We start from the raw sequence: 20,288 nt of genomic DNA, 5'->3' as shown, positions 1-20,288 counted from the left end.
TGCCGCACAAATTTCATGAAATCCGTGGAGATTTTCTGGATATTCAAAAGTGCTCAGGCAGATTCACGCTGGGTACTCACATCGCGCAGCACGGCGCCATAACCCGTATACAAATTGGCTTGGGGCAAGAGCTGCTGTGCGGCCAGCTGTCTATGCACGGCCCTCAGGCTGTGAAACGGCATGCGCGGGAATAAATGGTGCTCCACGTGGTAGTGGATAGCGTGGGGGCCAAAAAGAAAGGTTTGCCAGGAACGGTGCGTGATCGTGCGTGCGTTGCTGCTTTGGTCGGCGCTCGCTGGCAGACCCCCATGCTCAAATATGGCGCGTATCTGCCCTGCCAGTGGCAGCAGCGTCATGGAGGGCACAAGCCACAGACCAAGGTAGAGCCAGGCATGGCCTGACCATGCGAGCAGGCCGCACAGCAAGCCGTTGGTGATGAAGATGGAGGCCAGCTCCCAAGCGATATAAGCACGCGACTTTTTTACCGGAGGCAAGGCATGGGCCAGCTCGCCACGTGCAAGTCTGGCGATGCTTGTCACATAGCCAATTCCACAGGCGTAGGCCAGCAGTCGGCGCATGAGTTGGGCCCGCGTCACGGGATAGTCATGCACAGCAAACATCAGCGCGACGGGATCGTCGTCTGCCATGGGGGCATGGTGGTGCTGGATATGGCCTGCGCGGTAGCTGCGCAGGGACAGCCACAAGGGGCCAGCCGTCAGCAGCTGCCCCAGTCCGTCGTTCAGGCGCTTGTTGCCTGCCATCAGTCCGTGTGCAGCTTCATGCATCATGACGGCGAGCGCCAATTGGCTGCGCGCAATCACAATCGCCGCGAGCAGATAAACCAAGGGGTGCGGCATCCATATCGCAGCAGCAAACGCCGCAGTGATCAGTGCCCAGTCACCCAGAAGTGCGGCGGCAATGCGCCAAGGCCTTGGCTCCAATAAATGGGCATCGGGCAGGAACTGTGCGAGCGCTGCATTGGGGCCGGCATAGGGGTTGGGGTGCTTCATACGGGGCGCTTCAGGTCTGTCTGCGGTGTATCACCAAGGCGCGCAAGCAGGTGGCTGGGCGTTGGCCGGGTCATGGCTGCGCTGCGGCTTTATGCCCGGTCTTTCCTGCACCCAGAGCGAGCAGGCAGTCCACCCAGGCCTGGATGCGCGCATGCGCCTGGGCACGGCCTGCATCGCTCTCGGCCAAAGTACCGGGCGCGCGCATCAGCCGGCCTGCGGCGCTTGCAACATCACGGCTAAACGCGGCCGCATCACCGCGCCAGACCACGACTTCATGCCGCAGCCCCAGCTGGGCCGCCCGCGCAGCATTGCTGGCCTGCTCGGGTTGATCGGTGAGGACCAGCAAAATGGGACGGCGATATACCAAGGCGATGGAGAGTGCGGCCATCCCTGGCGCGGAGACAATGAAAGGCGCTTGTGCAGCGCAGGACACCCAATTGGCGTCTATGCCCACCCAGGCTCCATGTCCGGCATAGCCTTCACCCACCAGGTGCGCATGCCTGCCTGCATGGTCCAGGCCCGCAGCCAGTGCGTCGGCCAGGGCCACATCCCGGAAGTGCGGGTTCAGGTAAACGGCCACCGCCTCTGCAGCATTTGCCTGGCCATCAGCCACAACCACCGGGGTGGGAAGCCGGATGTGTGAAGGCTGGGCTGTGGCGTCAACCAGGTCATAGGCAAAGTCATGCTCTATGCGGCACAGCGCCGCATCGATTTGCCAGCCCACAATGCCTGCGAATGCGCGGGCCAGCAGGCGCGGAATCCGGCCTTCAAAGTTGGCGCTCAGTGCTTTTCTGAGGCTGGCGCCATACACATGCACGACTTTTCGCCGCCAGTGCGGCATGGCCCCCATGAACAGCAGTGCGGGGTGAAAAGAGTCGTTGATGACCAGATCCGCCGCACGAAAAACCGCATGCAGCCTGGCGATGTCGCGCAGCATGCGTGTGGGCCTGAACACATAGTGGGCCACGTTGCTGTCGGTTGCGCCACGCAGCATGTTCTGCTGCGCATCGAACTGCACGCCGTAGTGGTGCGAGAGTATCTGCGCCTCTATCCCAAACTCCTGCAAAAAGGCCTGGCCTGCATCCGACGTGGTCAGCACCTGGACTTGCGCACCCGCGGCCCGCAGGCCATGGACCAGCAGCTGTGCGCGCATCAAATGGCCACGCGCGTCGGCGGTGGCGAGATAAACAATGCGTGGCATGGACGTAGAGACCGAAATGTTCAGACCTGCTCTGGCACCGGGCGCAGCGATTGAAACCAGGCGATGGCATACATGGCCAGCGCGCCGGACACGCCAAAGCTGGCGTCCACGGCGCGGACTTCGGCCAGCAATGCGGCCAGCGGCTTGGCCTCGGAGGGGGCCACAAGCCGCTGCAAGCTGTCTTCGCAGAGCCTGACATGGCGTGCTTCATCGGCCAGCACACTGGCGAGCAAGGCATGCATGGCGTGGTGCTTGTCTAGGGTTGCGCAGTGGCGGGCCAGCACGCGCATGGCCATTTGCTCGGCGCAAAGGCCGATGGCATAGGCCGGCACCAGCACGCCCTGTGCAAAAAACGGAGCATGGTGTTGGGCCAGCTTGCGCCAGCGCATGATCTTGCGTTGGCTCAGCCAATCGGGTTCATGGGGTGCATCGACTTTGACCCCCCGGTCCTGCAAGGCCTGGGTGAAGGCCTGGGCATGGCGCTGTTCATCGGCCAGATGCTGGCGCATGCGCGGGACCAGCCAGGGCGGTGGTTCGCCGGCCCAGTCTTCGTGCAGGGCACGTTCCGTGGCCTCTTCGCCAATCAAATACATGCGCAGCAGCCAGCGTTCGCCATGGATGTTGCTGTGCAGTCTGCGCAGGGCCGCCCGCTTGATGCGGTCGACAAGGCGAGCCTGAACGCGCGCTGCACCACGCGGCTCTGGCGTATCCAGGCAGTCAAAAAAGCCATCCCGCTGCGCTCTGTTCAGCAGTGGCAAATCACTGGGTGCACTCATGTAGCGTTGCCTGGCGCAGATGCATTCTTGGGGGCCGTGCCTGTCGCCGCAGGATGGCGGCTCCAGCCCAGAATCAGGCCCATAAAGCTTTCCCGCATAAAGGCCTGGGCAGATGCAAGAGCGCCGGGGAATTCCGTTTGCTTCTCGTTCACGCGCAGATAGCCCTTGCCCTCGTGGGCGCCGATCTCGATCCGGTCATGCTTTTTGAGCCCGTGCGCGCGCAAGTCCTTGACCAGGGGGCTGTCCTCCAGGCCCAAGGTGAAGAGTTCACGCCGCACCACCCATTGCGGGATCTGGCCGCTCAATGCGTCGAGCTGTATCGACCAGGTGCCCGACGCCAGCGCCTCATCCAGGCTGGCCTCTTGCGACGCGTTGGACACAAAGCGCGCCCGCGCCACCGACTTGGTGAGTTTGCCCAGGCCCAGTGCCACCGTGATGTCATCGCCGGATGGCCGCTGTGCATTGCTGGGCAGAACCTTTACAAAATGGCGAGCAAGCCGCGCTGCAACCGATGGCTGCTCCAGTAACGCCAGCGTTTTGGGCGCGGGGAGCACTTCCTGCTCGGGGCCGGCATCGCCATCGCCCTGTTTGACGCGCACGCTGTAAGCGTCAATTTGCACGTCGCGAAACTTGCCTCGGACTGGGGCATGGACATAGATGTCGGGCTCCCATTTCCGGCCGTCACGGCGCAGCAGCAGGCGCACTCTGAGCGGCACTCGCATACCGCTTGCGTCCAACCCCGAGCCTTGCAGCAGCACATCGCCCAGAACCTCCTGTTCCCGGTGCTGGGTGCTGCTGGAAAAGACAATGGCATGGGCCTTGGCGTCGACCCTGGCTTGCACGTCAGAGGCATCCAGCACGATGCGATTGCAGTCCTTGCCGCCCACAGCGGTGGCAAATGGGCAGCCGCTTTGCGACTCAAAGTGATACACCCCCCGATCCGCATAGGTCACGGGCTCTGCATGCGCTGCAGGCATCAAGGTAGTGGCCAACAAGGCGAGGCCAGCGAGACGGGCAGTGGTGGTCAAGTGCATGCTCATCCTTCAGAAAGCAAAGCAGACGCGGCGGGGAACACCGCAGAAAATGGGCTTAATGGCGGTGATAGGACAGCGCTTCGGTGTCGCCCAGCGCCGCGTTGCGTCCTGCAAGACCCAAACCGCGCATCAGTGCCCCCGCCATGTCCACCATGGAGATGCCCACCGTGACCATCGCTGCGGCCAGGTAAGGCAGGGCGCCGAGTCGGGGCAGGTCCTGCCGGTTGAGTGCGCGCAAGCTGTAACCCAGCCGCATGAACATGACGCACAGCGGCCCGATGGGGCCGCTACGGCCCAGCCATTGCCAACTGCCCGGCAAATAAGCCTTGACCAGATAGGGGGTCAATCCCACGCTGTCCTTGCCGCGCATCCAGCGCAGCTTGAGCGTCTCGCCACGGGTGTCGGGCAGACGGTGCTCCGTATGGGCAGTGGGCGCATACGCGATGACCACGCCTGCTGCCTGCATGCGCAGCCCCATGACTTGGCAGTGCGCGCGGTACACGCCATCCAGAGCTTGGTAGCGGTACTGCTCAAACACCTCGCGCTTGAACGCAACATTGTTGGCGTAGAAATTGCGGGTGGCTCCCTGGCGCAAGGGGCTGGGGAAATACATGAAATCGATCGAAGTCAGCGCGGCGCCAAGCACATTGGGGGCGTAGCTTGTACGGCCCGCCACGGCAGAGGGCGCTGCTTCATCGCGTGAGAATGGTGCGAGCAGCTGCTCAAGCCAGTCGTTTGCGGGCAGGCAATCGGCGTCGCCAAATACGACATAGTCGCAGCGCTGGGCATCGATATGGTCAAAGCCTGCATTTTTGGCGTCGTAATAACCTGTGCTCGCGTTGATTTCGACAAAGTCGATGTGGCAACCCGCAAGGGCTTGGATTTTTGCGCAGACTTCAGCCGGAAAGCCGTCATGTGTGATGATCCACTGCGCCATTGCTGCAGGAGGCAGGGTCTGCTGGGCCAGCCGGATGATCAGCCGTTGCAGACTGTCTGCGGCCTGCGCCATATCTGCGCCACCGCGCAGATTATTGGTCTCCAGAATCAGGGCAGTTCTACCTGCCATGCTGTGCTTGGGACCGGATTCCTGCGCCACTGTCGACATGCGCAACACCTCTCGAAAAATATTGTGTTCAGGAGCAAATGGGAGGTTCGAACGATTGCACAAACCAGAATGTGCAAGCACAAAAAACAAGGCAGACACAAGGCAGCCGTTTTTTACCGCAGAGATGACTTTGCAGAAATTTCTGCTGCAAAAAACATGGGGTAATCCGAAGAAGTTATCACATATTGGGGTGCTGATTTTTTGCGGCTTTCAACGGAAAAAATCCTTGCATCGCTTCCTTTCTCCCTGTTTCCGCTCATTAAGAATTTTGCGCAATCAAGCCTCCCCTGCATCGGTTGGGCCCGGTACGGATGAAAAGCATGAAATCCGTGTGGCATGAGGGCATCGCAAACCCGTTCTAATGACGGCCATGCATACCTCGGCCCTTGTGATGTTCTCGGGTGGGCAGGATTCCACCACCTGCCTGGCCCTCGCCCTTTCCAAATACGACCGCGTCGAAACCCTGGGCTTCGACTACGGCCAGCGCCACAGCGTGGAGCTGGAAGTGCGCCACACCGTGCGCCAGCAACTGGCAGCCCAGTTCCCGCAATGGGCGCCCAAGCTGGGCGAAGACCATGTGCTGCAGCTGGACGTGTTGCAGCAGATCGGGGGCTCCTCCCTGACGGAAGATGTGGCATTTGCCATGCAGGCCGATGGCCTGCCCAACACCTTTGTGCCCGGGCGCAATCTCCTGTTTCTGACCGTGGCGGGGGCCCTGGCCTATCGGCGTGGGCTGCAGGTCATCATCACCGGCGTGTGCGAGACGGATTTCTCCGGCTACCCCGATTGCCGTGACGACACCATGAAGGCCATGCAACTGGCGCTGAACCTGGGGCTGGACCGGCGCTTGTGCATCGAGACTCCGCTGATGTGGATAGACAAGGCCCAGACTTGGCAGATGGCGCAAGACCTGGGTGGCCAGGCCCTGGTGGACCTGGTGGTGCGCGACACCCACACCTGCTATGCAGGCACGCGTGAGCAGCTGCACGACTGGGGCTATGGCTGCGGCAGCTGCCCGGCCTGTGAGCTGCGGGCCAAGGGCTGGCAGCGCTGGCGGGCCATGCGCTGAAAGCTGCCCCCAGCTTGGCGCTGGGCTTGGCGGCTTTTCATGGTTTGACCGCTTGCGGTCGGTGCGGGCTCAGCAGGGCTCGCCATCCCGGCAGGGCACCAACCCCCGCTCCTGTAACTCGCCCTGCAGTGCCTGCAGCTGTGTGGCCAGCCAGGCCTGGCTTTCGGGCTGTGCCAGCAGGCAATCCCAGATGGCATGGTGTTGCTCGGGCGTCAGCGCTTGTGGGCCTTGCGCGCGGCCCAGGGCCATCAGCTGCAAGGCTTCGGTGTACGAGAGGGAGGGGGGCTCGGGCTGCGCCACGGTGTGTGCCGTGGACTGCTCCGAAGGCGGCGCTGGCCGCTGTGGTGCGGGTGCCATCTGCGGCGGCAGGGCGGGCGCCTCTTCCAGCTCGGAAAACAAATCACGCTCGCCACCGGGGTGGCTGGTGGTGTGCAGCGCCTGGGCGGCCTGTGCGTCGTTGGCCGCAGGCGGGTGGGTGTGGCTGCTCATGGCGTCACCGGCTGGGCAGGCCGGCCACGGGCCAGACCACACCGTTGTCGTTGAGGATGGCATCCAGCGGCTGGTCATGGGCCTCGGGCTCGAAGTCATCCACATAGCCCTCGGTAAAACCCAGGCCCACGGTGAAGGGCTTGGGCTGCAGCGAGGCCAGCGTGCGGTCGTAGAAGCCGCCGCCATAGCCCAGGCGATAGCCCCCGGCGCTGTAGCCCACGCAGGGCACGAACAGCAGCGTGGGGGTGATGACCTCGGTGTCCTTGGGCTTGGGAATGCCGTAGGCGTCTTCCTCCATGGGGCAGCCCGGATACCAGATGTGAAAGCTCAGCGTCTTGTGCTGCTTGTCTATCACCGGCAGGCCGATGCGGCGGCGCTGGGGCTTGTCCAGCAATTCACCGTCTTCCTTCCAGCGGTGCAAAATAGGTAGCGGATCGAACTCGCCCTTGATGGGCCAGTAGGCACCGATCACGGCGTCGGGTCTATCCACCAGCCAGATGCGCATCACCTGCTGCAACAAGTCGCAGCGTTGTAGGCGATCAGGCATATTGCGGCGTTGCTCCACCAATTGGTGGCGTAGGGCTGCTTTGTCCATCACATAATTCCCCCATGCATTGGCTGAAGATTCTGACACCGCTTTGCGCGGCCTCCCTGCTTTCCATCGCACCGTCCTTGGGTTCTGCCCAGGTCGCCGGGGATGAGGCACTGCTGCAAATGCAGCAGGCATTCCGAAAAAACGACAAGCAAGCGCTCACCCGATTGCTTCCGGCAGCCCAAGGGCATTTGCTGGAACCCTGGGCAGCTTACTGGGAACTGAAGGCCCGCCTGGACACGGCCAGCCCCGAGGAGGTGCAGGCCTTTTTGCAGCGCTGGCGCGGCACCTACCAGGAAGACCGGTTGCGCAACGACTGGCTGCTGCAGCTGGGCAAAAAGCGCGACTGGGCCGGCTTTGCCCAGTTGCACCCCGACTTCCGCATGCAGGACGACCGCGAGGTGCGCTGCTACGCCATCACCGCCGATGTGCTGCAGGGCAAGGTGCCGGCCGATGCGGCCCAGGAGTCCAAGCGCCTGTGGTACGCACAGGGCGCCAATGACGACGGCTGCACCAACTTGGCTGCCACGCTGTATGAGGCCAAGCTGCTGAAGGAAGACGACATCTGGCGCCGTGCCCGTTTGGGTGCCGAGCTCAACCGCCAGGCCCAGGTGCGCGCAGCGGTGGGCATTGTCGCCCCCGATGCCCTGGCCCAGGTGGGCGATGTGTTTGCCTCGCCCATCAAATACCTGACCGGCACCAGCAAGAACGCGCGCGGCAATGTGCGGCGCGAGCTGGCGCTGCTGGCCATCATCCGCATGGCCGCAGGCGACCCGGCCCAGGCCGCTACGCAGATGGAAGCGCGCTGGGCCAACCAGCTGCGCACCGAAGAACGCAACTGGGCCTGGGGTGTGATCGGCAAGCTGGCCGCGCGCAAGCTCGACCCTGCCGCCGTGGGCTATTTCGACAAGGTCACGCGCAGCAGCGATCTGGACGATGACGCCCTGGCCTGGAAGACCCGCGCCGCGCTGCGCGCCGGCAACTGGAGCCTGGCACGCAAGGCCATTGATGGCATGAGCGCTGCGGGCCAGGCCGACCCCAGCTGGGTGTACTGGAAGGGCAAGACCCTGATCTCCGGCCGCGTGGTGACCGAGCGCGAAAAGAACGAGGCCCGCGCCCTGTTCGAGCGCATTGCCGGCGTGGACGGTTTCTACGAACAGCTGGCCCTGGACGAGCTGGGCCAGCGCGTGACCGTGCCGCCCGCACCCCAGCCGGTGACGGCGGCCGAAAAAGACGCAGCCGAGAAGAACCCCAGCCTGACACGGGCGCTGTATGCGATTCGCATGGGCCTGCGCAGCGAGGGTGTGCGGGAGTGGAACTACGCCACCAATCTGCATGAACCCGGCGGCATGGGCGACCGCGCCCTGTACGCTGCGGCCGACCGCGCCTGCCGCGCCCAGGTGTGGGACCGCTGCATCAACACCAGCGAGCGCACCCGTGGCTTTGTGGACTGGCAGCAGCGCTACCCCATGCCCTTCCACGACGCGGTGATCGCCCGTGCCGGCGGCATAGGCCTGGAGCCGGCCTATGTCTACGGCCTGATCCGCCAGGAGAGCCGTTTCATCATGGATGCGCGCTCCCATGTCGGTGCTTCGGGTCTGATGCAAGTGATGCCGGCCACGGCCAAGTGGACGGCGCGCAAGATCGGCATGACCGATTTCACGCCCGGCATGATCAACGACCGTGAGGTGAACATCACCATCGGCACGGCCTATCTCAAGCTGGCGCTGGACGACTTCCAGGGCTCCATGGCCCTGGCTGCGGCCGGCTATAACGCCGGTCCCGGCCGCCCGCGCAGCTGGCGCAACGGCCCGGAGCTGGATGGCGCCATCTGGGCCGAGAACGTGCCCTTCACCGAAACCCGCGACTACGTCAAGAAGGTACTGGCCAACACCACCAACTACGCCGCCCTGATCACCGGCCAGCCGCAAAGCCTGCGCAGCCGCCTGGGCACCGTGGGCCCCAAGCCGGTGGAGGCCGCGGTGGAAAACGCCGATCTGCCGTGAAGCCTCGGCGGTACCGGCGTATCGCTGGCGCTGCATGAAAAGTGAGCGGCTTATGCCGTCGGAAAGCCAACTTCAGACTGTTTGGGTACTGAAGTTGGCTTTTTTACTTCACAAGCAGCTATGTTTTTTGTAGAGATGTCTCCCTGGGTGATTTGTCATGTTTCGCCGCTACATTTCGGGGTTTGCAGTCAGTGCAGGCCATGCCATCGGGGCGAGCTGGGGAGGCGACTTCCCCCACCTGCACAGGAGAATTGGACGGATGCTTGTTTTGAATGTGCCCCGCTTTGCAGGCTACGCGGCCCGGGCCGCAGCCTGCGTGGGCGCTGCACTGGTGTGTACGCAGAATGCCCATGCGGCGCGGCCCATGGTGACCGACGATGCCCGCTTGGTGGACCCCTATGCCTGCCAGGTCGAGAGCTGGGTGCGCCGGGAGCAGGGCCGTACCGAGGCCTGGGCCTTGCCGGGCTGCAATGTCACCGGCAATCTGGAGTTGACGGCCGGGGGCGCGGTGCGCAACGCAGAAGGATCGACCCATCTTGCGGCCCGCGTGCTGCAGGCCAAGACGTTGATGCGCACGCTGCAGCCCAATGACTGGGGGTGGGGTGTCGTGGTGGGGACGGTGCAGGACCCGCAGGCCGGCAGAGGGCGCGAATGGTATGCCTATGCCCCCATCAGCCGCTCGCTGCTGGAGGACCGGGTGGTGGTGCATGCCAATCTGGGCTGGGCCCGGGAGCAGGAGTCGCGTGCCCATCGCTTCACCTGGGGTCTGGGCTGCGAGACCCAGTTGGGCGCCCGTTCCTGGCTGGTGGCCGAGACCTTTGGGCGCGGTAGCGACCAGCCGCTCTACCAGGTAGGCGTGCGCCACTGGGTGGTGCCTGACCGCGTGCAGGTTGACACCACCTATGGCAACCGCGTGGGCGGTGGCGGGCACTGGGTGTCCATCGGCCTGCGCTTGCTCTCTCCCGCCTGGCTGCGCTGAGGGAGTGCAAGGCGTGCTGCAGGGCCGGTGGATGTGGGCGCCGCCCCGCCGCGCTCAGCCCAGTTGGGCAGCCAGTGCCTGCCAGCCCGGGGCAAACACATGCTGGGCCACGATGGCCTCGTACTTGCCTGCGTCTTCGGGCGCTTCGTCAAAGGTGGCACACCATTCGGCAAAGGTGGCGCCCGTGGCGGTGACCGGGCTCAGCCGCATCCAGGCCAGGTAGTTCCGCACTGGGAAGGCGGGCGTGGCGAACACATAGCTGAGCTGGTGCTGCACATCGTCCAGCGCCACCAGCTGCTCGCGCACATGGGTGCCGTCCTGGAGGTAAAAGGAGCGCACGCAGCCCACCGCATCGGCGGCGCGGCCATCCTCGATCTCGCTGCGCGCAATGCCGGGGTGCCAGCCCGGCAGGCCGTTGAAGTCGCGCACCGTGCGCCAGACCTTTTCGATGGGGGCTGGAATGATCGCGCTGGCATAGGCTTTGGCCATGGTTTTTGTCTCCTTGTCGTTGCTTTGGGGGATGCCGTCAGGCAGTGAGGGAAAGCTGTTTGAAGGCACGGGTTTGCTCGACCAGAGCGGTCTCCACCGGCAGGCGTTCCATGCTGGAGGCGCCGTAAAAACCGTTGCAGCCGGGGCAATGCGCCAGGATGAAGCGCGCATCCTCCGGCTGGGCAATGGGGCCGCCGTGGCAGAGCACCAGCACCTCGGGGTTGACCTCGCGGGCCGCAGCGGCGATGGCGTTGATCTCGCCCACGCAATCGGCCAGCGTCAGCGCGGTGTCGGCACCAATGCTGCCGCCCGTGGTCAGCCCCATATGGGCCACGATGATGTCGGCGCCGGCGGCTGCCATGGCGCGGGCATCCTGCACGTTGAAGACATAGGGCGTGGTCAGCATGTCCTTGGCGCGGGCCAGGCGCACCAGGTCCACTTCAAGCGCATAGCCCATGCCGGTCTCTTCCAGGTTGGCGCGGAACTTGCCATCGATCAAACCCACGGTGGGGAAGTTCTGGATGCCGGAAAAACCCAGGGCCTTCAGTTGGTCGAGGAAGGGGCCAAAGCTGCAGAAAGGGTCGGTGCCATTCACGCCGGCCAGCACCGGCGTGTGCTTGACCACGGGCAGGACCTCGCGCGCCATCTCCACCACGATGTCGTTGGCGTTGCCATAGGCCAGCAGGCCGGCCAGCGAGCCCCGGCCGGCCATGCGGTAGCGGCCCGAGTTGTAGATGACGATGAGGTCGATGTCGCCGGCCTCTTCGCACTTGGCCGACAGGCCGGTGCCGGCGCCGCCGCCAATGATGGGGCGGCCGGCGCGGATCTGTTCACGGAATTTCGCCAGGATGGCGCTGCGTTCGATGCTCATGGAAATTTAGCCTTGGGTGATGTCGTGAAAGTGCTGCACCGCCAGCGCCGCAAACTCGGGCGAATTGATGGCGTGGGGCACGCGGATGATTTGGCGCAGAGCGGTCTGCTGCACCGTGTCTTCAATGGCCTGGAACAGGGCCGCATCGGCCTCGGGATCGTGAAACGGCATGCCCGGGGCGTCCAGCACGGACACGCCGCCCTCGGGCAGCAGAAAGCGCACCGGCCCTATGGCGCGGTTCAGGCGCTCGCCAATCCAGCGGCCCATGGCGATGTTTTCCTCGCGCGTGGTGCGCATCAGCGTGATCTGCGGGTTGTGCACATAGAGATTGCGCTCGCGGTAGTGCGCGGGCACGCTGTCCTTGGCGCCGAAGTTCACCATGTCCAGCGCGCCGCAGGAGCCCACATAGGGCAGGGCGCGCTCGGCCAGAAAGCCGAAGCGGTCCTGCGTGGCGGGCAGCACACCGCCGAACAGCAGGTCGCAGACCTCGGTGGTGGTGATGTCCAGTACACCCTGAAAAAATCCGCTGGCGGCCAGCTTTTCCATCGATTGCCCGCCGATGCCGGTGGCGTGGAACACCATGCATTCATAGCGGTCCTGCAGCTGCGCGGAGATCTCGGTGATGCAGGGCGTGGTCACGCCGAACATGGTCAGGCCGATGGCGGGCTTGTCGTCTTGCGTTTGGTCACGCTCGCCGCGCGCCATGCCGGCCATGGCATTGGCCGCGTTGGAGAGCACCACGCGCGAGATGCTGTTGAGGCCCGCGATGTCGGTGATGGAGTTGACCATCGCAATGTCGTTCGGGCCGACATAGCTGCTCACATTGCCGGCAGCGACGGTGGAGACCATCAGGCGTGGGGTACCCACCGGCAGCGTGCGCATGCCCTGGGTGACGATGGAGGTGCCGCCCGAGCCGCCCAGGCCGATCACGCCGGCCACATCGCTGCGGGCGCGCATGAAGTGTTCGAAGGCGTCGCCCATGGCGGCCACGGCCGTGCCGCGGTCGCCGGTGAAGACGGCATCGGCCCCACCGGGGTGGCAGGCCGCAACCTGGCGGGCGTCGATATCGGCCATGGTCGAAGGCTGGTGCGTGGACACATCGACCACCTGCACCCGCAGGCCCTGCTGGCGAATGCGCGTGGCCACATAGGCCAGCTCTGTTTCCTTGGTGTCGCAGCAGCCGACGACGTAAACCGTTTTTTCCGTGCTCATGGGTTGGTGTCTCCTCAGTGGTGGTGCAGTCCAGGCCGCACCCTGCCGAAGTTGCCGCAAGCCACGGGTCGTGGCAAAGTCCAGTTGATGGAAACTGGACCAAAACCCCTGTGAAACGCATTGCCGTGGCGCGCATCAGCCGCCTGATTGCGGGCTGGCAGAGCCTACCCGGCACCTTGCCACAGCAACTGGGCAGTGCTCTGGGGCGTCTGGTGGCCGCGCGCGAGCTGCCGGTGGGGGCGCTGCTGCCGTCCGAGCGCGCATTGGCCGGTGCGCTGGGGCTGAGTCGTGGCACCGTGGTGGCGGCCTATGGCCTGCTGCGCGATGCGCAATTGGTCGCCAGCCAGCAAGGTAGTGGCTATCGCATCGTAGCCTCGTCGAACTCACCGGGCGCCGTGCACACGCGGCTGGTGGGCGAGGTCTCGGCCCTGCCGCAGCAGCTGGACATGAGCAGCGGTGCGCTGCCCGCATCGCCTACGCTGGCGCGCCTGCTCTCAGGCTTGCAGGGTGCCGATCTGGCGCGCATCGTGAGCGGCCTGGGCTATGACGCCTACGGCCTGCCAGAGCTGCGTGCGGTGGTGGCGCGCTACTACAACGACCTTGGGCTGCCGACGCGGGCCGAGCAGATCCTGATCACCAGCGGTGCCCAGCAGGCCGTGTGGCTGCTGGCCAATGCGCTGCTCGATGCGGCGGACGCCGTGGTGGTGGAAGACCCCTGCTACCGAGGTTCGCTGGAAGCCTTTCGCCGGCGCAATGCCAGGCTGTTGGGCGTGGCCGTCACGGCACAGGGCCTGGACTGGCCGGCGCTGGAGCAGCAACTGCAGCAGCGCCCCCGGCTGGTGTACCTGTTTGCCGAATGCCAGAACCCCACGGGCCGCACCATGGACGAGGCTGCCCGCCAGCGCCTGGTGGCGCTGCTGCGCCAGCACGATGTGCTGCTGGTGGAGGATGGCTCGCAAAGCGAGCTGCATGTGGACCCGAGCCGGCAGCCACGCCCGCTGGCGGCCCTGTGCGAGCCCCACCGCGTGGCCACTATCGGCACCATGTCCAAGCTGTTTTGGGGTGGCCTGCGGGTGGGCTGGGTGCGGGCCGATCCGGCACTGCTGCAGCGCCTGGCCAGCATGAAAGCGGTGAACGACCTGGGATCGTCACGCTTTGACCAGAGCATTGCCGTGGAGCTGTTCGAGTCCCTGCACGAGGCGCGTGCGCAGCGCCTGGCGCAGATTCAGCACCATCTGCAGCACGCCGAACAATTGCTGCGCAGCGAGGGCGGGGTGGACTGGCGCTGGACCACACCCGACGGGGGAACGGCACTGTGGATTCACATTCCCGGCGCGGACATGGTGGCGCTGAGCGAAGCTGCTGCCCGGCAGGGTGTGCTGCTGACGGTGGGGCCCGGCTACTCGGTGAGTGAAAGCTATGGCGAGCACCTGCGCCTGCCATTCGTGCGGCCCGCGCAGCAATTGGCCGACACGGTGCGGCTGGTGATGCACCTGCTGGCAGAGCAGCGCGCACCGGGCGACACAGCGCGATAGGCCTGCCCGCCTAGACCGGGCGGGCTGGTGCCTTGCGCCCTTGCGACTTGCCGCTCTTGTGCATTTTGTATCTGAGCTCATGCGCAAATCTTCGTTGGTGCTGCGGCCCTCCGCGCCTAGAGTCCCTCGCCTGGCCGGATGCAACCCCCGCACCCGGCAGCGACGAGGAAGAGCCAGTGAGCAAGATGAATAAGCGTGAATTTTTGGTGTCGGGCCTGAAGGCCGGTGCCGTGATCAGCCTGCCAGGTGGTCTGGTGGCCTGCGCCAGCACAACGGCCGGCCAAACCCCGGTGGTGGAAACCGCCGTGGGCAAGCTGCGTGGTCTGCGTACCGGCAAGGGCTTTGCCTTCAAGGGCATCCCCTATGGCGAGAGCACTGGTGGCGCCAACCGCTTTCAGCCACCCGTGACCAAAAAGGCCTGGGCCGGCGTGCTGGATGCCACCCAGCACGGTGCCAGCGCCCCGCAGCCCAAGGGCGCATCCGTGCCGGAATTTGCCTGGTACTGGTCGGACATCGAGGCCAGCGAAGATTGCCTGTCGCTGGCGGTCTACACCCCTGCGCTGGATGGCAAGAAGCGCCCGGTGCTGCTGTGGCTGCACGGCGGCGGCTTTGCCACGGGCGCCGGCACTTCGCCGGGCTTTGACGGCAGCCACCTGGCGCAGAGCCAGGACGTGGTGGTGGTCTCCATCAACCACCGTCTGAATGTGTTTGGCTCCCTGTACGTGGGTGAGCATGCGCCCGGTTTTGCAGCGGAGTCGGCCAACCTGGGTGTACTGGACCAGGTGGAAGCTCTGCGCTGGGTGCGCGACCACATTGCCCAGTTTGGCGGCGATGCGGGCAATGTCACGATCTTTGGCCAGTCCGGTGGTGCGGCCAAGGTCACGGCGTTGCTGGGCGCGCCGGCAGCCAAGGGGCTGTTCCACAAGGCCATTGTGCAAAGCGGCTCGGGACTGTGGCGTCTGGGCAGTCAGGAAAAAGCCCGGCAGGCTACCCACGCCCTGTTGCGCGAGCTGGGGCTGGACCGCAGCACTGCGGGGCGCATCCACCAACTGCCAGTTGCGCAGATCGTGGTGGCCTACAGCAAGCTGCTGGGCCAAACCGGTGGCGTGAGCGAGTTCCGTCCCACCCTGGACCACGTGGTGTTCCACGAAGAGCCCTATGATCCGCGCGCCACGCGCCTGGCCTCCGACGTGCCGGTGCTGGTGGGCTATGCCCAGCAGGAAGCCACCTTCTTCCTGGCGGGCAACCCGGCCAACTTCACCATCAGCGACGCGCAGTTGCAGGCGCGGGTGCAGAAGTTTCTGCGCCTTTCCGCTCCCGCCACCCGTGAGCTGCTGCAAAGCTACGCGGCGCAGTACCCGGGCAGTACGCCATCGCAGCGCCTGATTGCGCTGGCCAGCGACTACAACTACAAGCTGCCGACACTGGCGTTTGCCGACCGGCAAGCCGACCTGGGCGCTGCACCCGTGCATGCCTATGCGTTCGAATGGGCATCGCCTGCGCGCGGCGGTGTATTGGGCGCGGCCCACACTGCGGAGGTGCCCTTCATTTTCGGCACGCTGGATGCAGCACGCGCCCTGGTGCAGGACAGCCCCGACCAGTTGCAGGTGCGTGACCGCATCGGCGCCATCTGGGGGCAGTTTGCCCGCACCGGCAACCCCAACTCCTCGGTCAGCGGCGTCAAGGACTGGAGTCGCTACGAGCGCGGCCAGCGTGCCACGGCCCGCATTGGTAAAAGCTGGACGGTGGCCCGCAACCCCGAGGCCCATGCCCGCCAGGCGCTGGCGAATGTGCCGCTGTACGAGTACAGCTTCCCCGTCTCGTTTGTGCGGGATTGAGCGGGGTTGGCGTAGCGCGCTGGGTGCAGTTGTCCGGAGCGCTACAGCGCGCTCTAGGTCAGCGGTTGTAGAGCAGACCGTCCTGGACCTTGGCGGCGCCCGAGCGCTCCAGGTCATCCAGTAGCGACTGCACCCATGCCTCGGGCGTGCTGTCAGCAAAGTAGCGCTGGTGCAGCGTGCGGTAGTAGGGCGTGGCCAGGGCCCAGGTGCTGGCGTCCGGCACGGCAATGCGCTGCCATTCCAGCAGCTTGTATTTCAGCAGCACCTTGGCGGCGTAGCGCGCGTGTTTGAGCGGGTCGGCCACAAAGCCGGCCAGCTTGCGTCTGGCCTCTTGCAGGGCAGCGTCCACGCCGGTGAACAGCGGGCCGTGGCCGGGCAGCACCACGGCGGGTTGCAGTGCTTCAATCAGGTCCAGCGTGGCACCCACCTCGGCAAAGGCATGCTCGCCTTCGATCTCGGGAAACACCACGCCAAAGCCATGCTCCCACAGCGCATCGGCCGAGATCAGCAAGCGCTTTTCCGGCTCGAAGAGGATGACGGAATGCGGGTCATGGCCGGGGGCAGCATGTACCTGCCAGGGGCGGCCGCCCAATTGCCATTCGCTGCCGGGCTGCAGCAGTCCGTCGATGCGAAAGCGCGGGCAGTTCTGGCCCGTGGGGCGGTAGCTCAAGCGTGCTTCATCCCAGGCGCGCACGGCCTCGGCTTCGCCCGGAGGAATCCAGGTCTGCACCTGGGGCCAGACCGCTTGCAGCGCGGCATTGCCGCCGCAGTGGTCACTGTGCAAATGGGTGTTGAGCAGGTGCGTCAGCGGCTGCTGGCCCAGCGCATCCTGCACCAGGGCCACGGTCTGCTCGGCGTGGATGCAGTAGCCGCTGTCCACCAGCGCAGCGCCTTCCGGGCCTTGAAAGAGATAGTTGTTGGCGGAGAGCCAACCGCGCTCCAGCACAGTGATTTCGGGCCAGAGCAGGGAAGCGGAAGCAGTCATGCAAAGCTACAAAAGAGAGGCCCGCGCAGATGTGTTGGCTGGGCGCGGGCGGGCTGAAATACCGGTGTCGAAAGACCGGGCTCAGTGGGCAGCGGCGGCCGGGCTGGCCTCGGTGCGCAGTGCGCGCCGCAAGATCTTGCCCACATTGGTTTTGGGCAGCTCGTCGCGGAACTCCACCGAACGTGGGCATTTATAGCCCGTCAGGTGCTGCTGGCAAAAGCGGATCACGGCCTCTTCGGTCAAGGCCGGGTCGTTGCGCACCACGAACACCTTGACGGCTTCGCCCGAATGGGCGCTCTCCACGCCGATGGCCGCACACTCCACCACGCCGGGGCACAGGGAGATCACGTTCTCGATCTCATTGGGATAGACGTTGAAGCCGCTGACCACCATCATGTCTTTCTTGCGGTCAATGATGCGCGAAAAGCCTTGCGCGTCCATGACGCCGATGTCGCCGGTGCGCATGAATCCATCGGCGGTGAAGGCGGCGCGTGTCTCCTCGGGTTGCTTGTAATAGCCCACCGTCACATTGGGGCCGCGTATGCACAGCTCGCCGGTTTCGCCCAGGGGGACATCGCGGCCCTCATCGTCCTTGATGGCAATGTCTATGCCCGGCAGCGGCAGGCCTATGCTGCCGCTGAATTGCCGGGCCGTGACCGGGTTGTTGCTGCCTATGGCGCAGGTCTCGCTCATGCCCCAGCCTTCGATCATGGGGCAGCCCGTCACCTGCTGCCATTGCTTGGCCGTGCCTTCGCTGGCGGCCATGCCGCCGGCCTGGGACACGCGCAGCTGCGAAAAATCCAGGGTGCGGAACTTGGGGTTTTGCAGCAGGGCATTGAACAAGGTGTTCACGCCGGGCAGCAGCTGAAACGGGCGCTTGGCCAGCACGGCGACGAACTTGGGGATGTCGCGCGGGTTGGGAATCAGGCTCAGGCTGGAGCCCTGGCGCATGGCCAGAAAACACAGGGTGAGCGCAAAGATGTGATAGAGCGGCAGGGCCGCGATGCTGTGGACCTTGGACAGGTCGGGCAGGTCTTTCATCGCCGGGCTGAACCAGGCCTCGGCCTGCAGCGTGGCGGCGATGATGTTGCCGTGGGTCAGCACCGCACCCTTGGACAGGCCGGTGGTGCCGCCGGTGTATTGCAAAAAGGCGATGGAGTCGTGTGTGGCCTGGCTGGGGACCAGCTTGCGCTGGGCGCCCTGCTGCAGCGCCTGCAGAAGCGGTGTGACCACGCGGCCACCGGATTCACCCGACAGGGGCAGCGTGAAGGCCGGCACCATCTTGGCCAGATGGCGCACGGCAAAGGTGATCCAGCGGCCGTAGGCCGGGCCCAGCAGATCGCCCATGGCGCTCAGGCAGATATGGCGCACGGCGGTGCGCTCGACCACGCTGGCCAGGGTGTGGGCAAAGTTCTCCAGCACGATGATGGCCGTGGCGCCGGAGTCCTTGAGCTGGTGCTCCAGCTCGCGCGGGGTGTAGAGCGGGTTGACGTTGACGCAGGTGTAGCCGGCGCGCAGCACGGCGGCCATGGCCACGGCGAACTGCGGCACATTGGGCAGCATGATGGCCACGCGCGCACCGGGTTCCAGGCCCAGGCTTTGCAGCCAGGCGCCCAGATGGGCAGAGCGGCGGTCCAGCTCGGCGTAGTCCATCCACACATCCATGCACACCGAAAACGGGTTGCGGGCATGGCGGGCGAAGGCGTCTTCCAGCAAGGCCGCGACCGAGCGGTATTGCGTGGTGTCCACCTCATGGGGGACGCCTTCGGGATAGTGCTGCAGCCAGATACGTTCCATACCGTCTCCAGGAAAAGGGAAAAGCTTGCGCGGCACGGGACCGGTACGGGAGGTGCCGGGATCGGCCACCTCCTGCCGTCCACGCGTTGTGCGGCCATTCTGGAGTCAACGGTGAGCGGCGCCATCGGGCTTGTACTAGGGCTGGGCAGGCACTAGGGAAGGCCCTGAAACCCATGCTGTTCGGCATCCGCCAACCCCGCCACAATGCACGCAGGAGGAACAGCTCATGGTGGCCTGGTGGTTGCGGTGCGTGATGGTGATGAATCTGCTGGTGCTGCTTGCGTGGCTGGCCTGGGCCTGGCCGCGCTCCATTCCCTTGGCATTGGCCGGGGCGCTGCTGTGCCTGTTGGGCGGGCGGCTGTGGGTGGGCGGGCAGTTTGCCTGCATGGTGCTGGCCAAGCGCCGCCGCAAAGAGCCCTTGCCGCCGGTGGCCGTGCTGTGGCGGGTCTGGAATGCGGAATGCCGGGCCGCGCTGCGCGCCTTTGGCTGGGACATGGCCTGGGCCGAAGATGCCCAGGCCGACTATGTGCCCGACCGGCCCGTGGGCAGTGCCGGGGTGGTGCTGGTCCATGGCTGGCTGTGCAACCGCGGCATATGGGCCGATGCCCTGCACCAGCTGCGCGCGGCGGGCGTGCCCTGTGTGGCCGTCAGCATGCCGCTGCTGCTGCACCGTATCGGCACGGGGCGGGCGCGGCTGGATGCGGCGGCGCAGCGCATACGGGCCGCCACGGGCCTGCGTCCGGTGGTGGTGGCCCACAGCATGGGGGGCCTGATGGTGCGCGACTGGTTGCGCAGCCTGCCGCAGGACTGCGCACCGCAGCGCCCGCAGGCCGTGCTTACCGTGGCCACCCCGCACCAGGGTACGGCCATCGCCTTTATGGCCTGGGGGCCGAATGTGGCGCAGATGCGCCCGGGCAACCCCTGGTTGCGTCAGCTGCAAACCGAGGAGGCGCGCGCTGGCAGCGCGGCCAGCCAGATACGCTGGCACTGCGCCCTGTCCGAGGTCGACAACATCGTGTTCCCCGGCACCACGGCCTTGCTGCCGGGGGCCACGCCGCTGTGGCTGCATGGCATGGCCCATGTGCAGATGCTGCAGGCGCCGGCCCTGTGGGCCCTGGTGCGGCAGCTGGTCGAACAAGGCAGCGCAGAGCCTGGCACAAGCCCGGGCACCGGCCCGGATGCGGCCAGCTCCATCATGTGATCTTGGTGTAGAAAAGGTCTGCAGCGCAATCTGCATCAGCGCAAGCTGCTGCAAAAAAAGAAGCGACCCTGTGGGTCGCTTCTGGCATGGAGACTTTGA

19 protein-coding genes are annotated in these 20,288 nt (G+C 65.3%); 7 read left to right on the top strand and 12 right to left on the bottom strand.

What is annotated here, in order from left to right:
• Positions 1-53: 53 nt before the first annotated feature.
• The 5 genes from ACA027_RS19960 to ACA027_RS19940 form a co-directional block, all read right to left on the bottom strand.
• Positions 54-1,010 carry a fatty acid desaturase family protein gene (locus ACA027_RS19960; RefSeq protein ID WP_370679927.1) on the bottom strand — a complete coding sequence of 319 codons (957 nt, stop codon included), beginning with the start codon at positions 1,008-1,010 and terminating at the stop codon, positions 54-56.
• Between the two features lie 70 nt (positions 1,011-1,080).
• Positions 1,081-2,211 (bottom strand): hypothetical protein, encoded by a 1,131-nt coding sequence (locus tag ACA027_RS19955; RefSeq protein ID WP_370679926.1) that lies wholly within the window; start codon positions 2,209-2,211, stop codon positions 1,081-1,083.
• A 20-nt stretch (positions 2,212-2,231) separates the two neighbouring features.
• Positions 2,232-2,987 carry a ferritin-like domain-containing protein gene (locus ACA027_RS19950; protein ID WP_370679925.1) on the bottom strand — a complete coding sequence of 252 codons (756 nt, stop codon included), beginning with the start codon at positions 2,985-2,987 and terminating at the stop codon, positions 2,232-2,234.
• On the bottom strand, positions 2,984-4,021 hold the full coding sequence (locus tag ACA027_RS19945) for a hypothetical protein (protein WP_370679924.1): 1,038 nt from the start codon (positions 4,019-4,021) through the stop codon (positions 2,984-2,986). Before ACA027_RS19945 ends, ACA027_RS19950 begins: the two co-directional genes overlap by 4 nt.
• 55 nt (positions 4,022-4,076) lie before the next feature.
• Positions 4,077-5,126, bottom strand: a complete 1,050-nt coding sequence (locus ACA027_RS19940; RefSeq protein ID WP_370679923.1) for a glycosyltransferase family 2 protein — start codon at positions 5,124-5,126, stop codon at positions 4,077-4,079.
• On the opposite strand from ACA027_RS19940, the gene ACA027_RS19935 reads away from it, so the two are divergent.
• Together ACA027_RS19935 and queC are read left to right on the top strand one after the other, a co-directional pair.
• Positions 5,125-5,466, top strand: coding sequence for a hypothetical protein (locus ACA027_RS19935; RefSeq protein ID WP_370679922.1), 342 nt, complete (start codon positions 5,125-5,127; stop codon positions 5,464-5,466). The genes ACA027_RS19940 and ACA027_RS19935 overlap by 2 nt on opposite strands.
• Before the next feature lie 30 nt (positions 5,467-5,496).
• Complete coding sequence (gene queC, locus ACA027_RS19930; protein ID WP_370682641.1) at positions 5,497-6,195, top strand: 7-cyano-7-deazaguanine synthase QueC; 699 nt, start codon at positions 5,497-5,499, stop codon at positions 6,193-6,195.
• A 69-nt stretch (positions 6,196-6,264) separates the two neighbouring features.
• Here the strand turns inward: queC and ACA027_RS19925 are convergent, their stop codons facing one another.
• Positions 6,265-6,684: a hypothetical protein gene (locus ACA027_RS19925; RefSeq protein WP_370679921.1), complete on the bottom strand. Its 420-nt coding sequence runs from the start codon at positions 6,682-6,684 to the stop codon at positions 6,265-6,267.
• Positions 6,685-6,688: 4 nt separating this feature from the next.
• Positions 6,689-7,279 carry a 5-formyltetrahydrofolate cyclo-ligase gene (locus ACA027_RS19920; RefSeq protein WP_370679920.1) on the bottom strand — a complete coding sequence of 197 codons (591 nt, stop codon included), beginning with the start codon at positions 7,277-7,279 and terminating at the stop codon, positions 6,689-6,691.
• A 14-nt stretch (positions 7,280-7,293) separates the two neighbouring features.
• On the opposite strand from ACA027_RS19920, the gene ACA027_RS19915 reads away from it, so the two are divergent.
• Positions 7,294-9,282: a transglycosylase SLT domain-containing protein gene (locus tag ACA027_RS19915; protein WP_370679919.1), complete on the top strand. Its 1,989-nt coding sequence runs from the start codon at positions 7,294-7,296 to the stop codon at positions 9,280-9,282.
• A 259-nt stretch (positions 9,283-9,541) separates the two neighbouring features.
• Complete coding sequence (locus tag ACA027_RS19910; RefSeq protein ID WP_370679918.1) at positions 9,542-10,261, top strand: hypothetical protein; 720 nt, start codon at positions 9,542-9,544, stop codon at positions 10,259-10,261.
• Between the two features lie 54 nt (positions 10,262-10,315).
• On the opposite strand, the gene ACA027_RS19905 is transcribed toward ACA027_RS19910, so the two are convergent.
• The 3 genes from ACA027_RS19905 to ACA027_RS19895 are packed head-to-tail and all read right to left on the bottom strand — an operon-like array spanning position 10,316 to position 12,833.
• On the bottom strand, positions 10,316-10,750 hold the full coding sequence (locus tag ACA027_RS19905) for an SRPBCC family protein (protein WP_370679917.1): 435 nt from the start codon (positions 10,748-10,750) through the stop codon (positions 10,316-10,318).
• Positions 10,751-10,787: 37 nt separating this feature from the next.
• Entirely contained in the window at positions 10,788-11,621 is an 834-nt protein-coding gene (locus tag ACA027_RS19900) for a phosphoenolpyruvate hydrolase family protein (protein ID WP_370679916.1), read from the bottom strand.
• A gap of 6 nt (positions 11,622-11,627) precedes the next feature.
• On the bottom strand, positions 11,628-12,833 hold the full coding sequence (locus ACA027_RS19895; RefSeq protein ID WP_370679915.1) for a Tm-1-like ATP-binding domain-containing protein: 1,206 nt from the start codon (positions 12,831-12,833) through the stop codon (positions 11,628-11,630).
• 110 nt (positions 12,834-12,943) lie between these two features.
• On the opposite strand from ACA027_RS19895, the gene ACA027_RS19890 reads away from it, so the two are divergent.
• A complete protein-coding gene (locus ACA027_RS19890; RefSeq protein WP_370679914.1) occupies positions 12,944-14,368 on the top strand; it encodes a PLP-dependent aminotransferase family protein in 1,425 nt (474 codons plus the stop codon).
• Between the two features lie 185 nt (positions 14,369-14,553).
• Positions 14,554-16,206, top strand: coding sequence for a carboxylesterase/lipase family protein (locus tag ACA027_RS19885; protein WP_370682640.1), 1,653 nt, complete (start codon positions 14,554-14,556; stop codon positions 16,204-16,206).
• A 58-nt stretch (positions 16,207-16,264) separates the two neighbouring features.
• Here ACA027_RS19885 and ACA027_RS19880 read toward each other — a convergent pair whose 3' ends face one another.
• Both ACA027_RS19880 and ACA027_RS19875 read right to left on the bottom strand, forming a co-directional pair.
• Positions 16,265-17,191: an MBL fold metallo-hydrolase gene (locus ACA027_RS19880; RefSeq protein WP_370679913.1), complete on the bottom strand. Its 927-nt coding sequence runs from the start codon at positions 17,189-17,191 to the stop codon at positions 16,265-16,267.
• 81 nt (positions 17,192-17,272) lie between these two features.
• Entirely contained in the window at positions 17,273-18,988 is a 1,716-nt protein-coding gene (locus tag ACA027_RS19875) for an AMP-binding protein (protein WP_370679912.1), read from the bottom strand.
• Positions 18,989-19,214: 226 nt separating this feature from the next.
• Here ACA027_RS19875 and ACA027_RS19870 point away from each other — a divergent pair, with 226 nt between their 5' ends.
• Positions 19,215-20,189 (top strand): esterase/lipase family protein, encoded by a 975-nt coding sequence (locus ACA027_RS19870; RefSeq protein WP_370679911.1) that lies wholly within the window; start codon positions 19,215-19,217, stop codon positions 20,187-20,189.
• Positions 20,190-20,288: the final 99 nt, after the last annotated feature.

This window comes from Comamonas sp. GB3 AK4-5 (genome assembly GCF_041320665.1).
Classification (GTDB): domain Bacteria; phylum Pseudomonadota; class Gammaproteobacteria; order Burkholderiales; family Burkholderiaceae_C; genus Comamonas.
Note: the sequence above shows the minus strand (reverse complement) of the source record. Positions and strands in the feature narration are given on the sequence as shown.

What these genes read in the sequence shown, in the direction of transcription:
- ACA027_RS19960 (WP_370679927.1), bottom strand. Translation starts at nt 1,010, where the DNA reads ATGAAGCACCCCAACCCCTATGCCGGCCCCAATGCAGCGCTCGCACAG.
- ACA027_RS19955 (WP_370679926.1), bottom strand. Translation starts at nt 2,211, where the DNA reads ATGCCACGCATTGTTTATCTCGCCACCGCCGACGCGCGTGGCCATTTG.
- ACA027_RS19950 (WP_370679925.1), bottom strand. Translation starts at nt 2,987, where the DNA reads ATGAGTGCACCCAGTGATTTGCCACTGCTGAACAGAGCGCAGCGGGAT.
- ACA027_RS19945 (WP_370679924.1), bottom strand. Translation starts at nt 4,021, where the DNA reads ATGCACTTGACCACCACTGCCCGTCTCGCTGGCCTCGCCTTGTTGGCC.
- ACA027_RS19935 (WP_370679922.1), top strand. Translation starts at nt 5,125, where the DNA reads ATGCGCAACACCTCTCGAAAAATATTGTGTTCAGGAGCAAATGGGAGG.
- ACA027_RS19940 (WP_370679923.1), bottom strand. Translation starts at nt 5,126, where the DNA reads ATGTCGACAGTGGCGCAGGAATCCGGTCCCAAGCACAGCATGGCAGGT.
- queC (WP_370682641.1), top strand. Translation starts at nt 5,497, where the DNA reads ATGCATACCTCGGCCCTTGTGATGTTCTCGGGTGGGCAGGATTCCACC.
- ACA027_RS19925 (WP_370679921.1), bottom strand. Translation starts at nt 6,684, where the DNA reads ATGAGCAGCCACACCCACCCGCCTGCGGCCAACGACGCACAGGCCGCC.
- ACA027_RS19920 (WP_370679920.1), bottom strand. Translation starts at nt 7,279, where the DNA reads ATGGACAAAGCAGCCCTACGCCACCAATTGGTGGAGCAACGCCGCAAT.
- ACA027_RS19915 (WP_370679919.1), top strand. Translation starts at nt 7,294, where the DNA reads ATGCATTGGCTGAAGATTCTGACACCGCTTTGCGCGGCCTCCCTGCTT.
- ACA027_RS19910 (WP_370679918.1), top strand. Translation starts at nt 9,542, where the DNA reads ATGCTTGTTTTGAATGTGCCCCGCTTTGCAGGCTACGCGGCCCGGGCC.
- ACA027_RS19905 (WP_370679917.1), bottom strand. Translation starts at nt 10,750, where the DNA reads ATGGCCAAAGCCTATGCCAGCGCGATCATTCCAGCCCCCATCGAAAAG.
- ACA027_RS19900 (WP_370679916.1), bottom strand. Translation starts at nt 11,621, where the DNA reads ATGAGCATCGAACGCAGCGCCATCCTGGCGAAATTCCGTGAACAGATC.
- ACA027_RS19895 (WP_370679915.1), bottom strand. Translation starts at nt 12,833, where the DNA reads ATGAGCACGGAAAAAACGGTTTACGTCGTCGGCTGCTGCGACACCAAG.
- ACA027_RS19885 (WP_370682640.1), top strand. Translation starts at nt 14,554, where the DNA reads ATGAATAAGCGTGAATTTTTGGTGTCGGGCCTGAAGGCCGGTGCCGTG.
- ACA027_RS19880 (WP_370679913.1), bottom strand. Translation starts at nt 17,191, where the DNA reads ATGACTGCTTCCGCTTCCCTGCTCTGGCCCGAAATCACTGTGCTGGAG.
- ACA027_RS19875 (WP_370679912.1), bottom strand. Translation starts at nt 18,988, where the DNA reads ATGGAACGTATCTGGCTGCAGCACTATCCCGAAGGCGTCCCCCATGAG.
- ACA027_RS19870 (WP_370679911.1), top strand. Translation starts at nt 19,215, where the DNA reads ATGGTGGCCTGGTGGTTGCGGTGCGTGATGGTGATGAATCTGCTGGTG.